This is a genomic window from Latilactobacillus graminis DSM 20719 (genome assembly GCF_001436415.1).
Taxonomy (GTDB): domain Bacteria; phylum Bacillota; class Bacilli; order Lactobacillales; family Lactobacillaceae; genus Latilactobacillus; species Latilactobacillus graminis.
The window spans coordinates 1-17,203 of record NZ_AYZB01000021.1 but is presented as its reverse complement, the minus strand read 5'-3'; the positions used below and the strand labels follow the sequence as shown (position 1 = coordinate 17,203).

General features: G+C 40.8%; 19 protein-coding genes and 1 pseudogene. 18 read left to right on the top strand and 2 right to left on the bottom strand.

Features of this window, described 5'->3' with window-relative positions:
* Positions 1 to 55: 55 nt before the first annotated feature.
* The 16 genes and pseudogenes from FC90_RS09085 (at position 56) to FC90_RS04575 (ending at position 12,453) form a co-directional block, all read left to right on the top strand.
* Positions 56 to 577: pseudogene (locus FC90_RS09085) on the top strand (Rossmann-fold NAD(P)-binding domain-containing protein).
* A 97-nt stretch (positions 578 to 674) separates the two neighbouring features.
* Positions 675 to 1,310: a YcjF family protein gene (locus FC90_RS04630; protein WP_057908131.1), complete on the top strand. Its 636-nt coding sequence runs from the start codon at positions 675 to 677 to the stop codon at positions 1,308 to 1,310.
* Between the two features lie 537 nt (positions 1,311 to 1,847).
* Entirely contained in the window at positions 1,848 to 2,009 is a 162-nt protein-coding gene (locus FC90_RS09195; RefSeq protein ID WP_004270617.1) for a hypothetical protein, read from the top strand.
* A gap of 298 nt (positions 2,010 to 2,307) precedes the next feature.
* Entirely contained in the window at positions 2,308 to 3,045 is a 738-nt protein-coding gene (gene nfsA, locus FC90_RS04625) for an oxygen-insensitive NADPH nitroreductase (RefSeq protein WP_057908130.1), read from the top strand.
* Between the two features lie 120 nt (positions 3,046 to 3,165).
* Positions 3,166 to 3,366: a helix-turn-helix transcriptional regulator gene (locus FC90_RS04620; RefSeq protein ID WP_057908129.1), complete on the top strand. Its 201-nt coding sequence runs from the start codon at positions 3,166 to 3,168 to the stop codon at positions 3,364 to 3,366.
* Positions 3,359 to 3,871 (top strand): hypothetical protein, encoded by a 513-nt coding sequence (locus tag FC90_RS04615; RefSeq protein WP_057908128.1) that lies wholly within the window; start codon positions 3,359 to 3,361, stop codon positions 3,869 to 3,871. Before FC90_RS04620 ends, FC90_RS04615 begins: the two co-directional genes overlap by 8 nt.
* Before the next feature lie 105 nt (positions 3,872 to 3,976).
* Entirely contained in the window at positions 3,977 to 4,285 is a 309-nt protein-coding gene (locus FC90_RS04610; protein ID WP_404804635.1) for an ATP-binding cassette domain-containing protein, read from the top strand.
* A gap of 9 nt (positions 4,286 to 4,294) precedes the next feature.
* Positions 4,295 to 4,417, top strand: coding sequence for a hypothetical protein (locus FC90_RS09565; RefSeq protein ID WP_264289313.1), 123 nt, complete (start codon positions 4,295 to 4,297; stop codon positions 4,415 to 4,417).
* Positions 4,411 to 4,587 carry an FtsX-like permease family protein gene (locus tag FC90_RS09595; protein WP_338043108.1) on the top strand — a complete coding sequence of 59 codons (177 nt, stop codon included), beginning with the start codon at positions 4,411 to 4,413 and terminating at the stop codon, positions 4,585 to 4,587. Before FC90_RS09565 ends, FC90_RS09595 begins: the two co-directional genes overlap by 7 nt.
* A gap of 247 nt (positions 4,588 to 4,834) precedes the next feature.
* Positions 4,835 to 5,563, top strand: coding sequence for a MerR family transcriptional regulator (locus FC90_RS04605; protein ID WP_057908126.1), 729 nt, complete (start codon positions 4,835 to 4,837; stop codon positions 5,561 to 5,563).
* A gap of 217 nt (positions 5,564 to 5,780) precedes the next feature.
* Positions 5,781 to 7,478, top strand: coding sequence for a DUF6792 domain-containing protein (locus FC90_RS04600; protein ID WP_057908125.1), 1,698 nt, complete (start codon positions 5,781 to 5,783; stop codon positions 7,476 to 7,478).
* Positions 7,479 to 7,497: 19 nt separating this feature from the next.
* Positions 7,498 to 8,502: a nucleoid-associated protein gene (locus FC90_RS04595; protein WP_057908124.1), complete on the top strand. Its 1,005-nt coding sequence runs from the start codon at positions 7,498 to 7,500 to the stop codon at positions 8,500 to 8,502.
* Between the two features lie 455 nt (positions 8,503 to 8,957).
* A complete protein-coding gene (locus FC90_RS04590) occupies positions 8,958 to 10,121 on the top strand; it encodes a cation:proton antiporter (RefSeq protein ID WP_057908173.1) in 1,164 nt (387 codons plus the stop codon).
* Positions 10,122 to 10,249: 128 nt separating this feature from the next.
* Entirely contained in the window at positions 10,250 to 10,786 is a 537-nt protein-coding gene (locus FC90_RS04585) for a phenolic acid decarboxylase (protein WP_057908123.1), read from the top strand.
* A 119-nt stretch (positions 10,787 to 10,905) separates the two neighbouring features.
* Positions 10,906 to 11,115 (top strand): hypothetical protein, encoded by a 210-nt coding sequence (locus FC90_RS04580; RefSeq protein WP_057908122.1) that lies wholly within the window; start codon positions 10,906 to 10,908, stop codon positions 11,113 to 11,115.
* A 159-nt stretch (positions 11,116 to 11,274) separates the two neighbouring features.
* On the top strand, positions 11,275 to 12,453 hold the full coding sequence (locus FC90_RS04575; protein WP_057908121.1) for a GNAT family N-acetyltransferase: 1,179 nt from the start codon (positions 11,275 to 11,277) through the stop codon (positions 12,451 to 12,453).
* Between the two features lie 59 nt (positions 12,454 to 12,512).
* On the opposite strand, the gene FC90_RS09590 is transcribed toward FC90_RS04575, so the two are convergent.
* Both FC90_RS09590 and FC90_RS04565 read right to left on the bottom strand, forming a co-directional pair.
* A complete protein-coding gene (locus FC90_RS09590; protein WP_151886716.1) occupies positions 12,513 to 13,088 on the bottom strand; it encodes a hydrolase in 576 nt (191 codons plus the stop codon).
* Positions 13,089 to 13,396: 308 nt separating this feature from the next.
* Positions 13,397 to 14,506 carry an SLC13 family permease gene (locus FC90_RS04565; protein WP_057908119.1) on the bottom strand — a complete coding sequence of 370 codons (1,110 nt, stop codon included), beginning with the start codon at positions 14,504 to 14,506 and terminating at the stop codon, positions 13,397 to 13,399.
* A 275-nt stretch (positions 14,507 to 14,781) separates the two neighbouring features.
* Between FC90_RS04565 and FC90_RS04560 the strand changes: the two genes are divergently transcribed.
* Both FC90_RS04560 and FC90_RS04555 read left to right on the top strand, forming a co-directional pair.
* On the top strand, positions 14,782 to 15,132 hold the full coding sequence (locus FC90_RS04560) for a hypothetical protein (RefSeq protein WP_057908118.1): 351 nt from the start codon (positions 14,782 to 14,784) through the stop codon (positions 15,130 to 15,132).
* Positions 15,133 to 15,438: 306 nt separating this feature from the next.
* Positions 15,439 to 16,983, top strand: coding sequence for an ABC-F family ATP-binding cassette domain-containing protein (locus FC90_RS04555; RefSeq protein WP_057908117.1), 1,545 nt, complete (start codon positions 15,439 to 15,441; stop codon positions 16,981 to 16,983).
* Positions 16,984 to 17,203 lie beyond the last annotated feature (220 nt).

Here is a 17,203-nt window from a genome sequence, read left to right as displayed (position 1 = left end):
ACGGTAAAAAGACTTTGCAACGGACATTCGCTTGGTCAATCGGAATCCGAAAAAAGTGAATGTAGACGATCAATTATTTCCGGAAAACTTACTCGCCGCCGCCCAAACTGATCATGCGATTGAAGGCAGTGAGATTGTTTATTTTACCGCTGGCTTACCGATGAATTCAGAGATGTGGGAAGTATAATTTTACATTATGATGACCAACGTCACTAACGCGTGCATCGCACATCAGACGAAACTCGTCTTTTTCGGTAATACGTATATGTATGCGAAAAATAGTACGCTCCAGACAGAAACAAGTCCTTTTGAACCCGTTGGGGGCAAAGCTGTTATACGGGCGGAGATGGTGCAGCGGTTGCTTGATAAGATGGCGTTAATCGGCAACACGCCGGATACTTTTGGTCAAACGTGACAGTCCAACTTCGGTAGTTGTTTCAGCAAACCGCTAAAGGAATTGAAAGAACTCCTACCTAGATATGAAGTAGATAATCTGTTCAGTTCAGACAAGTTTAAGGAACGGTTCCCAGAATTTAAGGTGACGACGTTTGAAGAAGGGATTTGGGAGATTCTTTAAAAAGTCAGTCTTTCGTTCGATAGACTAACCGTTGTTCAATATTATATAATCGCTTTAAAGTAGCGATGGTAGTCAATCAGATGAGGAGCGTGGCATGATGAAGAGACGGTTTGATAAGCAACAAGTGAATGGTGAACGAAATCCAGAATTTGATTCTTTTTTTGCAGAAGTCTTGCAGAAGTTGCCCCCAAAATCGGCAGCGGTGATCGCGAAGTCTTTTAACCAGTCCAAAGCCTTGGCGGAAAAGACGATGGCCAAGAGTCGCACCCAGTTTGATGGGGTCTTCGAAAACTTCTTAGTCGGTGTGGATGCTAAGATGCGCAAAAAGGCACACAACATCATTCATGCCGCATCAGTCACAGCCGCAATTATTGGCTGTTCACCAATTCCGTTTTCCGATGCATTCTTGTTGGTGCCGGTTCAATTAATGATGATGGCGCGCTTGCACAAGCTATTCGGCCAATCTTGGTCGGCCAGTTTGGGCAAGAGCCTGTCGAAAGAGTTGGTGCTCGTTGGCTTAGGGCGGAGTGCGGTCGGCAATATTCTAAAATTAGTGCCAGTTGTTGGAACCGTCAGTGGGGCCGCGGTGAATGCGACTGTTGCAATGTCGATTACCGAAGCGCTTGGCTGGTTAACGGTGAAGATGTTAAACGATGGCGAAGACATCTTCAATGATGTGGTTTCGTTCAAAAACCAATTCAGAACGCTGTTTGGATTGTTACGGCGTAAGTAGTTATTTTTCAATTGACAGAATAAGGACCAAATGAATTAATAAAACCACATCACTAATTTTTGAGAGGCTAATCAACTGCTCAAAGTACTAATTGCCGTTATCAAGGGACCACCGATCTAGTCGGATTATGTGCAACGCTTTAAGCCAAGCGATATCAATCCAGCTGATTATGCAGCGATTTACTAAAATGGTGTTCATTGTGTGATGTGACATCTTCCTGATAAACCAGAATGACAAACAATTGCCCGGGAAATTTATAATCACGGTGGCTATCTTGCGTCAGTTTGTCACGGGATTGTGGGGAAAAATTATCTCATTTTTAGACCAAGAAGTGGTAACTCAAAAAGGCACGTAATTTGTGCAAAAACGATTCTACAAATCATTTGCTGTCCATGATGGTCAGTTGATTACGGAAAAAACCATTTTCTGTACGTAAAGTGCTAAAGCGCTTGATTCCGGCACTATCCAAATAACGGTTAGGCATTTTTTGAATTCTATGCTAATCTTATAGGATGTAGAAAATTGAGGAGTCAGAAGATGAGTGAAAAACAAACACCAAAATTGACGCAAAAAGAAAAAATGCAAGCACTAATTGATCAGAAAAAAGGCGGCGGTAGATCAAAACAAACCGACGTTGCTAAAAATGATCGCACAAAGATGCGTAAAGGACCCAAGATTTTTAATGAAATCCACTGGTAAAAAACAGAGTGCGTCAAAAGCGGTTATACTGTGAGGATTCGCCTTGTGTAGCTAAACGCAGCAGTATGCTTTTGAAAAGCACGTTTCAGAGCAGAGTGCGTTTGGTTGCGGGTAGCAACTGAGCGTTAAGACAAAATCCGCAGTAATCCAGGTTTTAGGATGACTCCGGATTTTAGCTTAAGCGGGAGTTGTTGCAACAAAAAGCACGTTTTCGGGCTAGGGCAAATTTGTCCTAGCCCTTTTTGATGTGGCGCGCTATGATATAGACAACTTATTTTAAAGCGATTGGAGTTTCAATATGTCATCCTTAATAGATCAAATGCAACACCATGTTTCAGTTCGCGATTTCGAGGCAACCCCCCTTAGCATGACAGTGAAGCAGCAACTCATTGTAGCAGCTCAAAGTGGGTCTTCTTCGAATTTCGTTCAGGCATTTTCAATCATTGAAGTGACTGATGCTGCGATTCGTGATGAAATTGCGACGATTTCTCAAAGCGCGGCGTACGTTAAGCAGACGGGGGCCTTCTATGTTTTTGTCGCGGACTTATACCGGCAAGCCACACTCTTAGAAAAAGCGGGCCATTCATTAGCTGGCATTCAAAATATGGAAGCCTTATTAGTCGCAACGGTCGACACAGCTATTGCAGCAGAGGATATGGCAGTCGCTGCCGAATCGTTAGACTTAGGCATCTGTTATATCGGTGGGATTCGCAACGACATTGCGCGTGTCGCTGAACTACTGGGGTTGCCCGCCTATACCGTCCCACTATTTGGGTTAACGGTCGGGATCCCAAAGACTAAAAATCTAGTTAAACCACGATTGCCGCAAGTTAATCAAGTCGCTCAAAATCAATATGATGTGCATCAGGCAACCAACCTAGTGCAATACGATCAACAAATGCAAAATTATTATGCTAATCGTGGGCGTAATCAACAGCAAACTGATTGGTCGACCAAGAATACGGCCTTCTTTAGTGAAGTACGGCGACCAGCAGTGGCTAGCTTTTTGAAAAAACAAGGGTTTACTCTAAATTAGATATACGAAACGGCAGACGCTGCTTTTTTTTGCATTGAATTGTCATATATAATTGACAATTGTTCGAAAACGTTTTAAACTAAGAATAGACATATATATGTGACAAAGAAGAGGTTCGTGATGAATAGTATTCGCCAGTATCGTCAGGCCATCGGAATTTCCCAAACTGAATTGGCTAAGCGTACAAAGGTTGCACGACAAACGATTAACTTAATTGAAAATGGCAAGTACAACCCTTCATTAGACTTGTGTATCAGATTAGCGCAAGTCTTAGGAACGGATTTAAATACGCTCTTTTGGAAGGTGGTCGACGATGATTAAGCGGTTGGAAGAATGGTTAGTAAAACAACAGATTGGATATCTCGGCGCGCGTGACGAGCGGCAGGAAGCAACCATCAGCCAGATTTTAGTGAAGGCAAATATATTAACGTATAGTCTACTTTCGGTATTGATGATGATTAGTTTGGTGTGGGACTTCTATCAAGGACGGCAAGTTACATTGGGGACGATTTTTTTAATTGTCGTGCAATGTTTTAATACAATATATACGACCTATCAGATTAGAAAAACAACAGTTGATGAGACTGAATTCTATGATCGAAAAGCTTATCAAGTAGCAATTCGGCAATTAAAGCAGCGCTCTATTGTTCGGGGTGTGACATGGGCTGTTGGCATGTTTATTTGGCTAACTGTACTGATCCCCTTTTTAAAACATGAACCGATGACTGCGAATTTATTCCTGGCCATCTGGTTTTCTGCTATTGGGATAGTAGTCGGTGTCGGCGGGTACTTTAGGCAGAAGCGCCGGTTACACCTTTATCTTTAATGAGGACAAAAGACAATCAGTTTACTGATTGTCTTTTTGTGTCGTGTAAGCTCGGATATGCGATAATAAAACTAGTAAAATGGAACCGGTTAAATGGATAGAGGAATGATCGCAGTGAGTTTAATTGATGTGCGCCGTGTCGCCAAGCGTTATCAGATGGGTGAGACGACTATCGTGGCCAAGCGCGATATTAATTTTACAGTCAATGCAGGTGAGTTAGCGGTGATTCTTGGGCCAAGTGGTGCAGGAAAATCGACAGTGCTGACCATCTTAGGGATCGCTGGATTTTGCTTAAAGACGTCAATTGGTGAAGTTGCCGATCAAGCCAAAATTGCACTAAGAACCCCTCACGAACAGCAGCAACATTACCGAAAAACTGTGCGATGGGGGCCCGCCAAGCAGGAAAAACAGTAGGCGACACGTTTGCAACAGACAGCGGAAGTGGGTGCAGCGATGTTTATGAGTGATCAAGCGACTAAGCGGACAACGACTAGTGTTAATTTAGACCCAATTAGTTTTATTGTCATCGGTTATCGGATATTCTAGCGTTTGTCATCGTATTTAACTTTACTAGCATCAACGTTTCAGCGAGGAGACGTGAACTAGCAACGATTAAAGTGCCAGGCTTTTTCGACAAAGAGGTGACTGACTCTATTGTGCGAGAAAATGTGATTTGTTGGTATTGTAGTTGGCTTGGGGGATTGGTAAATTACTGACCTCGCGGCGTTATTGGACTAAGCGGCCTTTCCACTCATTATTCCAGCTAGTGGCTACCTGGTTGCAGCGGCTATGACGATTCTATTTTCAATAATTGTTATGAGGATGACGCACCACAATCTAAAAAGGATTGATATGATTGGGCGCATTAAAGGGGAGTAAATAAAAGTTTAAGCAAATAATGTTTTGATACTTGCTTGTGACGTTACGTCATCAGCTAGTATCAAAGCATGGAGGTGATATTCTATGGCGCAATATACAACAGGTGAACTCGCTAAATTATGTAATGTTTCGGTGCGGACGGTGCAATACTACGATCAGGCCGATTTGTTGAAGCCGGCAAGCTTAACTGAAAATGGCCGGCGGCTGTATGGGGATGCGCAAGTGCAGACGTTAAAAGTGATTCTAGGCTACAAGCAGTTGGGCTTTTCACTGAAGGCGATTCAAAAAGTGATGGCCAGTCAAGCTTCAACGGATACACTAGCATTATTGGTCGAACAACAACTGAATCAGTTGTTACAAAAAGAAACGGACTTAGCTAACCAGAAAGTGGCATTGCAATTTGTGCTGCAATCGATTCAAACCACTAGCGCGGTACCTGTTGAAATAACGATCGGCGCCATAGAAGACGCAATGGCTAAAGCAACGCAATTGAAAAGATTGCACCGGCGAATGCTGATATGGGGCTTATTGATTGATGGGGTGGAAATCGGGTTATTAGTTCTCGGCTTTCTAAGCAGAATTTGGTGGCCAATGTGGTTTGGCGTGCCAGGCATCATTGGGATGGTCATTTATGTGACGACATTCTACTATCAAGAAACAGTCTATCTATGCCCCAATTGCAAGACCGTCTTCAAACCTCGTTTACGCAAAATGCTCTTTGCCCGCCACACGCCAAAGACAAGACAGCTCGTGTGTCCAAGCTGTGGTCAAAAGAATTACTGCATAGAACAGAGTGTATTTGAAGCTGGTTGATTTTAAGTATTCGCCTAAATCCGTGAATGAGTGACGTAGCCGATTCTTTGTGGAGGATAGCGAAGTGCAGAAATAAGTGCAAAAAAGTGCTTTCGCAGCAGGATACCTAAGCAGTAATGACAGCTAAAGAAGCATTTAAGCTGAGACGATTTTGTCTCAGCTTTTTTGAGTAAGATACTTTATAATAGAAGTATCATAAACATAAGGAGTGAGGCAAATGGGAACGACAGCAATCATCGCAGCGCTCTTTCGTTTGGTTAAGGTCTATGATGATTTGGGCAGGTTATTATTCAAAGCCCATCTAGACGTGCCGTTAACGTTTGACCGGGAGCAATCCCAGGCCTTATTACGGCGCAATAATCGTTTAGAGTTTAGTTATCAACAATTAAAGGCAAGCAAAACCAAACTATTAAATCAGTTATTAGCAACCGCCAGATCTGATTCATATTTATGGGGTAAGTTGCGACGTCTAAAAGCGTTAGATGCAGCCAGTTTGACAGCTATTCAGACCAGTCCGCAGTTTAAGCGCCGGCGTAAAATTAATCGGTTGAAACAGCTGATTGTCAATTTGCAAAATGAAAAAATTAATGAGAGTAGTGTGCTAACGAAACAAATACTGGCCTATTTATACCATCGCGCGCCAGAAAAGGTGGCAGCGATTAGTAAACCTGGTCCAGTTTATGATGATCCATTTACAAGTCGGGCATTTAGGATGGATATGATGGCGCTCAATTATTTGGATCAATATTTTAACGTACAAGAATTGCAATACTATGTGCAGTATCTGGTGTTTATCCATGCGCATCAACAGGCCGAAGCGGTCATTCATTATGATGCCCGGACGATTTTACCCAATGCGGGGCAAACCGGATTTTCAGCGGTTGCCTACTATATCACAATTAATCAGCAAGCTTATACCTATATTTCGTATAAAGGGACGGAAGGGACAATGGATGATCCACGCATTAAGTCGTTTACCCAACGGCTTGATCATTACGTGCGTGAAAGTTATCAGGATTGGAAGTATAATATCGACGCCATGTTGATTGGTAATACCGACAATGATGAACAACTACAACTTGCACGTCGGTTTACCCGTTATGTTGTGCGGCGTGTACGTCGCATTAATCCAGCAACCGTGATTTATGGGTTAGGTCATTCATTGGGCGGCCATTTTGTACAGACAATCCAGCTGCTTGATGAACCTTTTGATGGCGGATATACGCTGAACGCTGCGCCAGTTCAGCTTAAACAGATTAAGCATTATCGACCAGATTTATTGACAGATTCAGCGTGGCAGCAATTATTTATGTTAACAAAACAAAATAATACACAAGACCCGACCGTGGTTATGCAAGTCCAGGCGATTTTAGGCCAGCGCTATGATACGATTGAAAATGAATGGTTTATTAAAGATTTAACGCGCATCTATTTCAACTTTCCTTACACATTTTATATCGGGACTGCGCAATATTTGAACGCGAAAAATTGGCAGTATCCATTTGTAGTTGATGTGGCGCCCTATCTTCAAAAAGATGAAATTCATGCCTACAATCAGTTCTGGGATAATTTAATTCACCACTTACAACGTGTTGAAATGAAAAATGGTTCATTGATGTTAGCCAGTCTAATGACTTATGGCCTACAAACACTGCGCGAACTTTATGGCGCGATTAAAACTGATCAGGCACAACAGATTTTTACGGCGTATGCGCGGTATTTGTATGATGCGCATATTTTTAAAGATACACCGGTTCAAATTCAAGCCAATTTTGAACGTGAATTATCCCGACCAAAGACCGCACTGCGGGTTTTGCGTGGAGAATGGCCATTTTTAAAGAGTATTAATCATGAGATGGTGGAAGCAGTTATATTCTTTCATACAATTGAAGGTGCACAATATTTTACACGCTAAATAGATGGGATGTTAAACAATGGATATTTATTTGAAGCAAGCAATTCTACAAGTAGTTGATCGTGATTTAGGTGAACCGGTTTATTCGCAACAAGGGTTAGATCTGACTAACGGTAATACGCGCGATTATTTAACCAACAAAATTAAGAAGCTATCATCAGCCCAGAGTAAAACGGGTGTATTGCGACACGATGCTGAATTAGCAACATTTTTGCAGGCAGTAACGAGTGATTTTGTTGGTGCTAGTCAACAATTAGTGGAGAAGTGGTATGCAGTCTATCAAAAAAGTGATGATGCTCCGAGTGCGGATGCTTTTGTCGTGTTATACGAACAAGATGCGCAAGCTTACTTAGCTTTTTTAAAAATCGATTATCATCAAGCGTTCACCCACTATGTGAACGCTGAAGAAGGGCCACTCATGAATCAGCTCATTATTCACCAATCAATCTTGTCGAATAAGACACAAAAGGTAGATGAAGGATTCACAATAAATCTTCAAACATATAGTTTTGAACTCGTGGAGAAAAAGTATCTTTTTTCTGGTGAAAAGATGGTGTATATGTCGACGCATGTAATTGAAAGTGAACCAGCACCATCGCTAGAAGAAAATGTAAAAGTTGTTAAAAAAACTGCCGAAAAAATCGGGAAAAAGTTTGAAGTTGCTAAACACGATGTGGTCGCCAATGTTAAAGAGGCAATTTATGAAACGCTTGAAACGAGTGGTGAAATCGATACTAATCAGATGGCAGCTAAGATTTTTAAGGGTAATATCTCGGCACAAAGTGAATTTAAAGCTGAAATGACAGCGAGTGTGCCAGCCGAAGTAGCACCTATTTCACCCGTTGTTCGGGAAATTGCCGAGAAAAAATATAGCAAACAAAAACTCAAACTTTCCAATGGAATTGAACTAAGTGTACCAATTGATGTTTATCAGAATCCAGATTTATTTGCATTTATCAACCACCCCGATGGGACCATGTCGGTGGAAATTAAGAATGTTGAAGAAATAATCAGTCGACTATAATGGGTGTTAATCCAAGAACGTGTTACGCTTAAATTTTGAAAGCAACACGTTTTTGTTCGATTTTTAGAGCTGCTATTTGGCCCATAGGATACGAATGATTTTATCACATTCAGTAATGATCAGGATTTAAAAAGCCGGCGCCAATCGAAACGCCCGATTCGAATAAAGTGAGTGGTTCGGTTGCCAAGGCCTTTTTTTAGTGAAAAAGGCTTTCGAAAGGACGAGTTTTGTAGTGTGAATATTAAACAAGTAAAAAAATTTTGCTAAGTACAATGGATCGCACAGGGGTTTTAAAAAAGCGTTTAATGTTCTTGATTGTCTGTTTATTCTTTGTATGATACTATGAGGAAATAAATTTAAAAATTCGGTTGAAGCATTGCGCATTCAAGATTTCCTTCTTTAGGGTGGTAGAAGGGGATTTTGGTGTGCTTTTTTTATTGAAAGGAAATGAATCAATGGCAACTTTAGCAATTATCTTAATTAGCACTATATTAGCAGGTCATATTAGTAAACGGATTGGAATGCCAGCCGTGATTGGGCAATTACTCGTCGGGATTGCTCTTGGACCTGCCTTACTTGGGATTTTACATGCGAACAGTTTTATTCATACGTTTTCCGAGATAGGGGTCGTCTTATTGATGTTTATCGCCGGATTAGAGAGTAATCTAACATTATTAAAGAAGTATTTTACACCCAGTTTGGTCGTCGCAGTGCTAGGGGTGGTTGTACCGGTAATGAGTATCTATGGAATGAGCTTAGCATTTGGGATTAACCAATTGGAAAGTTTATTTATAGGAGTGATTTTTGCAGCAACTTCGGTATCCATTTCAGTCGAAGTCTTACGCGAATTGAATGTTTTGGAGAGTAAGGCAGGCACAATTATTCTTGGAGCTGCAGTGGTCGATGATCTATTAGCCGTGATTATTCTGAGTGTTTTAACCAGTTTGTTTGGTGCGCAACTCGCAACGCATAGTGCGCCACAGATGAGTTTAGGCTTGAGTCTATTGTTGCAAGCACTATTTATGGTAGCTGTTTACTTTAGTGTGAAATGGGTTGTGCCCTTTGTAATGCATTTAAGTCAGCGGCTACTGATGCCATATGCAAGTGCGACGACGGCTTTAATTATTTGTTTTAGTTTTGTCTGGCTTGCCGAAACTGTTGACCTAAGTGCCGTTGTGGGGGCATTTTTTGCCGGCATTGCGATTTCACAGACTCCGTATAAGACTGAAATTAATCAACATATCGAACCAATTGGCTATACTGTATTTATTCCAGTATTTTTTGTCAGCATTGGTTTGTCGATGGACTTGAAGAATTTGAATCAACATATTTTATTTATTACGATTTTGACGCTATTAGCTGTGCTCTCGAAATTAATCGGAAGCGGTCTTGGAGCACGTTGGATGAAAAATTCATGGCAGGATGCCTATATAATTGGTGCAGCGATGGTTTCTCGGGGTGAGATGGCGTTGATTATTGCTCAAATCGGGTATAGTGCAAAGCTGTTAAGCGCAGCTTACTACTCAGAAATTATTTTCGTAATTATCATCACCACGATTTTAGCGCCATTTATTTTGAAAAGCGCGGTAAAACATCAATTATCAGCTAAATTAGAATAACCAAAAACAGCCAGCTTTTGCTGGCTGTTTTTTTTGTGGGTTTAAAGTTGACAAAAAATAATGAATGCAGTACACTTATCAAGTAAATAAAAACATGTAATTAATTACATGATATGGAGGTTTTTAGAATGGCAAAACAATTTAAAGAATTAGAAGATTTTTTAGGGACACACTTTATTTACACTTACGATAATGGTTGGAAATATGAATGGTATGCAAAAAATGATCATACTGTTGATTATCGAATTCATGGTGGGATGGTTGCTGGCCGTTGGGTACGTGATCAAGAAGCTAATATTGTTAAATTAACTGATGGGGTCTTCAAGATTACTTGGACAGAACCCACAGGGACAGATGTCGCTTTAGACTTTGTACCAAACGAAAATAAGTTACACGGAATGATTTTCTTCCCTAAGTGGGTCGAAGAACATCCAGAAATTACAGTTACTTATCAAAATGACCATATTGCATTGATGGAAGAATCACGTGAAAAGTATGAAACATATCCTAAGATGTTGGTCCCTGAATTTGCTACCATTACCTACATGGGTGATGCTGGTCAAAATAATGAAGATGTTATTAGCGAAGCACCATATGATGGTATGATTGAAGATATTCAAGCAGGTCGTTATTATGATGCTGACTATCGTAAAATTAAAAAATAAGTAAGTTACGGAAGATTTATAAAGCGTGGATAATTAAGTTAATAAGTTATCGTTTGATTTTATTAAGCGGTTTCGTTATACTATAACCATGGTTAATAATTTGACGAGGTGAATAGTATATGACGATTAAAGTTGGTGATCTAGTACGTGGTCAGTCAAACGAAATTATGTCGGCGACGTATATTGGTAAGGTAATTGAGAAGTGTGAGGAAACTGTGCATATCTTGATCTTGAACTATGCGCCAACTGATCGTTTTACGGTTCATGAATTAATGCGGCGGATTTTAGTGAATTCGCAACAACTTCGGACAATTTCATTAACAAAGTAATCCTCCCTAATAATCTGTAGTTTCACCATAAAAAAACGGCTGCTTTCAAAGTGGCCGTTTTTTTTATGGTTTAAACGCTATTTTATCAAGTAGATGGCGCTTGCATCTTACTGCATGCTCACTTATAGTGAAAGGTAAGTACGGTAGGAGGAATGAGTAGTGGTTGAAAAACGAAAGTTAATGAAAACAGATGAACAAGCGTTTTATGCATTAGCACAATACGCCTTTAATAAAGTTGATAGTGTCCAACGTCAACATTTTTTTAAACAATTGTATACACATAGTACTGGTTTTGGCGTATTTGAAGATAATCGCTTAGTCAGCGGTTTACTGGCGACGCCCTTTGATGTACGGCTTAACGGGCAAACATTTAAAATGAGCGGTATTGGGTATGTGGCTAGTTATCCCGAATTTGCTGGCAAAGGAAGCATTGCGAGCTTAATGCAATTAGCATTTGAAGATATGCAAACAACAGGAATTACGCTTTCTTATTTGGCGCCGTTTGCATATGGATTTTATCGGCGGTTTGGTTATGAACAAGTTTTTGAACAGACCATTTTTGAGATTCAAACGGCAGATTTACCACGGTTAAAATTCGCGCCGAGTGTTGGTCGCGTGGTTCGGATGTCGCTAGCACAAGCCATTCCGTTAATTAGTGCATTTTTTAATCATCATCCGAACAATCAGGCTGGTGGTATTCAACGTGCTGATTGGTGGTGGCAATACGATGCCATGAAACACAGTGATTGGGAAGTTGCGGTTGATTTAGATGGTAAAAAAGCGGTTGCCGGTTATCTGATTTATTCGCGACAAGTCGGTACGTTTGTAATTCAAGAGCTGATGACTTCGACTGTTGCGAGCCAAACACAACTCATAAACTTCATTTTGAAACATCAATCAGCTTATGCGACGATTCAGTATGAGAGTGCACTGACTGAGTCGCTAGCTGATTTACTGCCAAATCCGACAATTGTGAAAACCACGACCGTTCCGTATATGATGGCTCGAATTGTTTCGTTGCCTGACTTTTTGGCACAGTATGCTTATCAAGTGCAGGAATTGCCAGTAACGACGATTGCCATCCAAGATGATTTTTTGCCTGCGAATGCCGGTTTGTGGCAGTTGAGTATTCATGCAGGCCAAGCCACGGTGATAAAGTTGGCAACGGGGACCGCAGACATCACCGTTACGATTCAAAATTTAACTAAGGCGATGTTGGGGTATCGTTCACTTGAGAGTCAAGCCCATTATGGTCATGTGCAAGGGGCTCAGCCGAAAATTGCCCAACTCAGTGCCGCGTTTAGTCATACGAAACCGATGTTATGGGATTATTTCTAAATTGAACATCAAAAAAGCCAATCATCCAAGTAATATCTGAATGGTTGGCTTTTTTTAAATTAAGCAGGTTGGACAATCTGCACGTTGGCATTTAAGACACCGGCAGAGGGGATGTCACAATTTGGCATTGCGACGTCTAATTGTTGTGAGTTAGAAGCGGCGAAGGTTCCGGTGTCGTTGACAACACGGTACCATACTTCACCGGTACTTAATGTGATCTTGATTTGTGAGCCGCGGGGGATAACGCCCAAGTGCGCAGCGACTCCGGCGTACATTCCGCCGGGCATGCTTGTTGCGCCAAGGACTGCGGGATCATAAAAGGTTAATTTGAAGGTCCCTTTATCGATTAAGGTTGGTTCGGCAGGTGCTGGGGCCACAACTGGTTCTGGCTCAGGGGCGGGCGTTGGTTCCTTAATTTCTGCGGCATCGGGATCCGGATGAATCGGACAGTTAACCGGTTTATCTGTTGGTAGAATAGTTGCGTGTTTGACCAACGATGTTTCAGCTGCTTGGGCAGGGTGCCCTGTGAATTGCTCAATGGCTTTCGATGACATGACCCTTTGGACAGGATGGTTCGTTTCTGGTGCTGTTTCATTAGTTAATGCAGCACGTGCGATATTCGTTGTAATTAGCATCAACCATATAAGGCCGATAGTTAACAAGAATGGTTTTTTATTGGTAATAAAGCGTCACTCCTAGGTAAGATTTGGAACTAGGAGAGTATAGCAATGCTGTATGTCAATTAAGTAGCAGTTGCATTACAGAAATGGGGTAGTTTGTCATGTTAGTCATATATTTGTAAAAGTTAGTGGTTTAATTAAAGGCCATCACGATTGCGTTGGTTGTTGCTAAGGCGCCGATGGGAATGCTACCATTCATTATTTTATCAAAATAGAAAAAAACAGGGCAACGACCGTTAAGATCGTTGCCCTGTTTTTAAGAATTAGATGAGGAAATAGCCGAATACCCCTAATATGATTAAGAATAAGAAGTTCATGCCAGTGAAAACGACGAGGAACTTACCAAGGTCTTTGCCCCAGCCTTTCTTGAAACGTTTGTAAGCAATCAAGTTGGCTAACGAGGCAAACATCGTGCCGACCCCACCGATATTAATAGCTAAGAACATTGCGTGACTGTGGTTGGTAAAACTTGAGAGTAGAATTTCAGTTGGGACATTGGCAATCAATTGACAACTGATCAATCCAGTAATGTACGTTTGTTTAGCAGTGCCCACAATTGAACGCATAAATGTGGCAATTGTCGGGATATGGCTCAAATTCCCAACAGCAATGAAGAAACAGAAGAATGTCAGTAACAAGCCATAATCGACTGTTTTGAATAATTTCGGATCAAACGCTAAAATGGCAATGATGACCAGAATGGGTGTCACCCATAATGGAATTAGTGAGAATACTGCGAGAAAAACGACAACCGTTAATGGTACGAAATACCAAAGCGGACCTTTCTCAACTTCAACAGGATGTAATCCATGAAGCTTAATTGGTTCCTTTGGAAAAAGGAAGGTCATAGCAGTCAGCATAATGACGCTGACAATTAAGACGGGAATTGAATATGCGAAGAAATGTTTAATCGTCATATGGTAAAACGAAACGAGGAAAATATTATGTGGACTGCCAAATGGAGTCAAAGAAGAACCAAGGTTGGCTGAAATAGTGATTAAAGTCACTGGTAAAATTGGTGAAAATTCAAGTTGTCGTGCAATTAAGATGAATAATGGAACAAAGGTTAGGACCGTCATATCATTGGTCAGGAACATTGCACCGACAAATGTTAGGGCTAATAACATCTGCATTAATGCCCGTTTTGAATGACTTTTGATGATTAATTCGCGGGCGAAGTAATCCAACACGTGTAGACGTTGATAGACCTGAACAAGTGTCATAATACAAAAGACACTGACGATTACGTGGAAATTAACGTAACTAAGTTGTGGTCGATTGAAAAATGAGGTGACGATGGCCGCTAAAGTTGCAGCTAAAAGTAGTTTGTCATCTAAGAAAAAATCTCGAATGTTCAAAACAATGTTTTTCATATAAATTCAATTATCCTTCTTAATATTGTTATATATTTTCAAAAAGCACTACTTCAATTTTAGACTGTTTACGGAGATAAAAACAGAAGAAGTTACAATATATACACAATTTTTACAATCGCGTGGATCCCTTTTTTAGTAAACTGGGTTGACTGTTTGGTGATTTTTATTGGCTTTTAGCGGCAAGCGAGGTGATTTTAGTGCGTATCCTGGACGGTATTAGGTATAATATAGGTAGTTCATAAGCACTTATTAAGATTAAGAAGGTGAAACAGATGAAAGATGCGCCAAGACATACAGTTATCTTAGGATTTGTGGCAATGGTGATTGCATTTATCTGTGGAATGTTAGTGTTGAATCCGATTTTGAAACTCAATTTATGGGTTTCAATTCTGATCAGTTTCTTTTTAGGCGGGTACGTGGGATTTAATGCTTTCTATAGTACGTATTTGACAGAGATGATTAAAGCCGAAGTAGCAAAACAAGGGCTCACAAGTCAGAATTTAGCAATACTGATGGAAGGGCGTGCTAAGGACTACCCAATAGTCCGTGGCGAATTACGGCTAATCATTCCTCGCCGTAAACGGGCGCAGTTGTTGGCTAAGTTGCGTGAGCGGGTTAGTTAAGGTTTTTGCATGAACGAGTGTTCTGTGTTAGGATAAGACTAACTTACTGAAAGGTGCGATTACATGTTAATTGAACGACCACTGATTATGAAGCTTCGCTCTGTACATTTGAAGATGACGCATCGTGCAGAGCCTAATATTGATTAAAAGTCATCTATAGGGCACTGCTAGATTTAACGCCTGGTGACAGTGGTTTATTTGGGTAGTGACCATAGATGAAGTGGTCGATAGTCAATGATTGTAATCATGACAGAGGTAGCGGATGCTACCTCTGTTTTTTATTTGGAAAGAAAGTAGGAATCAACAATGAGTATTTTAAAAGTCGAAGGCTTAACGCAGCAGTTTTTAGATAAACAACTGTATGACGACGCAGGGTTTCAAGTTAATAAGGGTGAGCATATGGGAATTACTGGTCAAAACGGGGTTGGTAAGAGTACCTTAATTAACATTTTAACGGGGGCCATTCTACCAGATGCGGGTAAGGTGACGTGGCAAAAGAACCTCAAGATTGGTTACCTCGATCAGTATGCACAGTTAGCCCCAGGGTTATCAATCTTCGAATTTTTGAAGACGGCGTTTGCTGATTTATATGCTAAGGAACAATTAATGAGCCAGTACTATGCTGACTACGCGGAGCGTCTAGATGACCAATTACTTGAAAAAGCCGGTGTGATTCAAGAACTCCTTGAAGCTAAAAACTTCTATGATATTGATACGCGCGTGATGCAAGTAGCAACTGGTTTGGGGATTGATGCATTAGGGATGGACCATGATGTAGCGCAACTAAGTGGGGGCCAACGTTCGAAGATTATTTTAGCGAAACTACTATTAGAAGAACCCGATATGTTATTACTAGATGAACCAACTAACTATTTAGATACGAACCATATTGATTGGCTAAGTGATTATCTTAACCATTTCGAAGGTGCCTTTATCACAATCTCCCATGATTATGATTTCTTGGAACGCGTGACAACCTGCATTGCCGATATCGAGTTCGGTAAGATTACCAAGTATACAGGAACTTTGCAACAAGCCTTCCGGCAAAAAGAAGAGAATAAGGCAAGTTATCTAAAGGCCTATGAGAATCAACAAAAGAAGATTGAAAAAACGAAGGCCTATATCCGCAAGTATAAAGCCGGTTCGCGCTCAACAATTGCCAAGAGTCGTGAGAAGCAATTGGCGCATATGGATGTTTTGACTCCACCAAGTAATCGGGTGAAAGCCAACTTCCGCTTTCCGTATCATGCAACAGCTAGTCAGATTCTATTGACGACCAATGATTTGGAGATTGGTTATGATCGCGCGTTACTACCGGCATTGAATTTCTCAATCGGTCGTGAACAAAAGGTAGTTTTGAAAGGCTTTAATGGGATTGGAAAATCAACGCTGATTAAAACCATCATTAAAGAAATTCCGGCCATCAGTGGCGATTTTGAAGTTGCAAGTACGGTGCGGTTTGGTTATTTTAAGCAAGATTTGAAGTGGCCGAATAATATGGCAACACCATTACAATATCTGCAAGGCGAATACCCCGATCAAAAGCAAAAAGAACTACGCCAAGTTTTATCGCGAACAGGATTAACAGCTGAAGAGGCGATGAAGCCTTTAAAACAACTCAGCGGTGGTGAACAATCGAAAGTGAAGATTGCAGAACTACTATTAACATCAAGCAACTTTCTTCTATTAGATGAACCAACGAACCATTTGGATGATGATACGAAGAGTGCGCTCAGAAAAGCAATTCAGGAATTTGAGGGCGGGGTTCTGCTAGTAACCCATGAAGAGGACTTCTATCAAGGCGACTGGATTGACAAGATTTTGGATGTTGAATCACTCATTAAACAATAGGAATCGCTAGAAGCTTTGGGGGTTATTGATAACGACGGAACGTTATTGATAACTTTTCAAAGCTTTTTAAATAAAATGCTTGACCGTACCTGTTAATCTTGGTAATATATAAAAGTTGTCGCGACAAGAAATGAATGGCTGATTACCTAGCAATTCAAAATAATAAAGTTTAAAAAAGGCTTGTTATTTAATTCTGTGCATGATAACATATAATACGTTG